Raw genomic sequence first — 2,734 nt, 5'->3', positions numbered from 1 at the left:
ATGCCGGCACCGCCACCGAAGGCAAGTGCCGCAACGTCGCGGTCAAGGTCACCGACATCGCCGGGCTGCTCAAACTGGCCCGGGACGAGGCCGTGGGCCTGACCGTGGTCGGCCCGGAAGTACCGCTGGTGGCTGGCGTGGTCGACACCTTCCGTGCCGCCGGCCTGCGCATTTTCGGGCCGACCGCCGCCGCCGCGCAGCTGGAGGGCAGCAAGGCGTTCGCCAAGGATTTCCTGGCCCGCCATGGCATTCCCACCGCGTACTACGCCGTGCACACCGAGGTTGATGCCGCGCTGGCCTACCTGCACGAGAAGGGTGCGCCCATCGTCATCAAGGCCGACGGCCTGGCCGCCGGCAAGGGCGTGATCGTGGCGATGACGCTGGACGAAGCCGAAGCCGCGGTGCGCGACATGCTCAGCGGCAATGCCTTCGGCGATGCCGGGGCGCGCGTGGTGATCGAGGAGTTCCTGGAGGGCGAGGAAGCCAGCTTCATCTCGATGGTCGATGGCCGCGTCGCGCTGCCGATGGCCACCAGCCAGGACCACAAGCGCGTGGGCGATGGCGACACCGGCCCGAACACCGGCGGCATGGGTGCGTACTCGCCGGCCCCGGTGGTGACGCCGGACGTGCACGCGCGGGTGATGCGTGAAGTGGTGGAACCGACCGTGGCCGGCATGATCGCCGACGGCGTGCCGTTCACCGGCTTCCTCTACGCGGGCCTGATGATCGATGCCAGCGGTGCACCGAAGGTGATCGAGTTCAACGTGCGCTTCGGCGACCCGGAAACCCAGCCGGTGATGCTGCGCCTGCAGTCGGACCTGGTCGACCTGGTCGAAGCCGCCATCGACGGCGCGCTGGCCGGCGTGGACGCGCAATGGGATCCGCGCCCGTCGCTGGGCGTGGTGATGGCGGCAAAGCCGTACCCGGAAACGCCGATCACCGGCGAGGTCATCAGCGGCCTGGCGGACGTGCCGGGCAGCGCCAAGGTGTTCCATGCCGGTACCGCGCTGGATGCCGACGGCAACGTGGTCAGCGCCGGTGGCCGCGTGCTGTGCGTGGCGGCACTGGGCGACAGCGTGTCCGATGCGCAGCAGCATGCCTATGCAGGCGTTGCGAAGATCCACTGGGCCAACGAGTTCCATCGCAACGACATCGGCTGGCGCGCGATCGCACGCGAGCAGCAGTAAGGCATCGGCGTGACGGAAGACGAAAAGGGCGGCCTTGAGGCCGCCCTTTTTTGTTGCTTCCCTTTTTCCGGCGGGATGAAACACAGCACCCGAGCGAGAAGCCCAAGCGCAGAGCCGCCCTCACGCCCCCTCAGCGATGCACGCTGCCGATGCTTGCCGCCGGGTAACGCGCACCGGCGGCCACGTCCACCGGGAACACCGCGTCGATGCAGGCCCGCTCGTCGGCATCCAGCACCACGTCGAGCGCACCCAGGTTTTCCTCCAGGTAGGCCAGGCGCTTGGTACCCGGGATCGGCACCAGGTCATCGCCCTGGGCCAACACCCAGGCCAATGCCAGCTGCCCGGGGCTGATGCCCTTGGCGGCGGCAATCGCGTTGACCTGCTCCACCAACGCCAGGTTGCGGGCGAAGTTCTCGCCCTGGAAGCGCGGCGAATTGCGCCGGTAATCGCCGTCCTCGAAATCCTCCGGGCTGCGGATCGCACCGGTCAGGAAGCCACGCCCCAGCGGTGAGTACGGCACGAAACCAATGCCCAACTCGCGCACCTTATGCAACACGCCGTTGTGCTCGGGCTCGCGCGACCACAGCGAATACTCGGTCTGCAGCGCGGTGATCGGATGCACCGCATGCGCACGACGGATGGTCTCCGGCGCCGCTTCGGACAGGCCCAGATAACGCACCTTGCCCTGCTCGACCAGCCGCGCCATCGCCCCCACGGTGTCTTCGATCGGCACATTCGGGTCCACGCGGTGCTGGTAGTACAGGTCGATATGCTCCACGCCCAGCCGCTGCAGGCTGGCCTCGCACGCGGCCTGCACGTACTCCGGGCGGCCATCCACACCACGCGCCTGCGGGTCATAGGCATCCAGGCGCACGCCGAACTTGGTGGCCAGGAACACCTGCGCGCGGCGATCGGCGATCGCACGCCCGACCAGCACCTCGTTGGTATGCGGGCCGTACATGTCGGCGGTGTCGAGCAGGGTGACGCCACGCTCCAGCGCACGATGGATCACCTGGATCGCAGCCGCGTCATCGCCACGGCCGCCATAGAACGCACTCATGCCCATGCAGCCAAGGCCAAGGGCGGAAACAACCGGGCCGTCACGGCCCAATACGCGGGTCTGCATCGTCGACTCCAGGGATCAGGGGGACGACCACTGTAGGCCGCGCCCGGCAGGCGATAAACCCGCATAATCGGGACTGACCATGAAGCCAGACCGCACAATCGACCCTGCCCTGCTGCCCGCGTTGGTCGCCTTCGCCTGCGTGGCCCGGCTGGCCAGCTTCCGCCAGGCGGCGGCGGAACTGGGCGTGTCACCCTCGGCGCTGTCGCAGACCATCCGCAGCCTGGAGCGCCGCCTGGGCACCCGCCTGCTGCAGCGGACCACGCGTACCGTCGGGCTGACCGAGCCCGGCCAGCGTCTTCTGCAGGAAACGGTGCCCGCACTGGCACGCATCGGTGGGGCGCTGCAGGCGGTGGAGGAGAGCCGTGACGTTCCCGGCGGCCAATTGCGCATCACCACCCCGCGCTTCCCGGCCGAGCACCTG

The 2,734-nt window shown here is 68.8% G+C and carries 3 protein-coding genes; 2 read left to right on the top strand and 1 reads right to left on the bottom strand.

From position 1 onward, the window contains the following. Positions 1 to 1,187 (top strand): phosphoribosylamine--glycine ligase (gene purD, locus VA603_RS10855; protein ID WP_323438832.1); only part of this gene is annotated, 1,187 nt, incomplete at its 5' end. A 130-nt stretch (positions 1,188 to 1,317) separates the two neighbouring features. Here purD and VA603_RS10850 read toward each other — a convergent pair. Further along, positions 1,318 to 2,313, bottom strand: coding sequence for an aldo/keto reductase (locus VA603_RS10850; protein WP_323438831.1), 996 nt, complete (start codon positions 2,311 to 2,313; stop codon positions 1,318 to 1,320). A 79-nt stretch (positions 2,314 to 2,392) separates the two neighbouring features. On the opposite strand from VA603_RS10850, the gene VA603_RS10845 reads away from it, so the two are divergent. Next, a partial coding sequence (locus tag VA603_RS10845; RefSeq protein WP_323438830.1) for a LysR family transcriptional regulator occupies positions 2,393 to 2,734 on the top strand: 342 nt, incomplete at its 3' end.

The sequence above is a fragment of the Stenotrophomonas capsici genome (assembly GCF_034961085.1).
GTDB classification, from domain to species: Bacteria; Pseudomonadota; Gammaproteobacteria; order Xanthomonadales; family Xanthomonadaceae; genus Stenotrophomonas; species Stenotrophomonas capsici.
The sequence above is the reverse complement of the archived record's forward strand: the minus strand, read 5'-3'. Positions and strand labels throughout refer to the sequence as shown.